This is a genomic window from Pedococcus sp. P1_H8 (assembly GCF_056405175.1).
Window position 1 is genome coordinate 1 of the sequence record NZ_JBFUCP010000321.1, and the last position, 408, is coordinate 408.

At 64.0% G+C, this 408-nt stretch carries 1 protein-coding gene; it reads left to right on the forward strand.

Annotation, left to right across the window (positions count from 1 at the left end; all coding sequences use genetic code 11):
* Nucleotides 1-117 precede the first annotated feature (117 nt).
* Nucleotides 118-408, forward strand: a 291-nt coding sequence (locus tag AC1DYG_RS20190) for an HAD family hydrolase (protein ID WP_477641620.1), incomplete at its 3' end; no start/stop codon positions are given.

A 408-nucleotide genomic window follows, 5' to 3' on the forward strand; every position in this document is an offset into this window, starting at 1 on the left:
ACCCGGACCCGCGCATATTCGCAAATTCGACCGGCGGCAAGTCGCCCACTTGGACGGACGACCAGGTTGCCGCTCCGCGACCGCGCCCGGAACCGGCGGAAGTCCTATTGTGGACCCGTGACCGCAGCGGCGAGCAGGGAATCCGAGCACGGAACAGTGGCGGCGTTCTTCGATCTGGACAAGACCATCATCGCCAAGTCGAGCACGTTCGCATTCAGCAAGCCCTTTTTCGACCAGGGTTTGATCAACCGACGGTCCGTCCTCAAGAGCAGCTACGCACACTTCCTGTTCATGCTCTCCGGCGCGGACCACGACCAGATGGAACGGATGCGGGCGCACCTGACGAACATGTGCGCCGGCTGGGATGTCGAGCAGGTGCGCGCCGTCGTCGCGGAGACCCTGCACGAC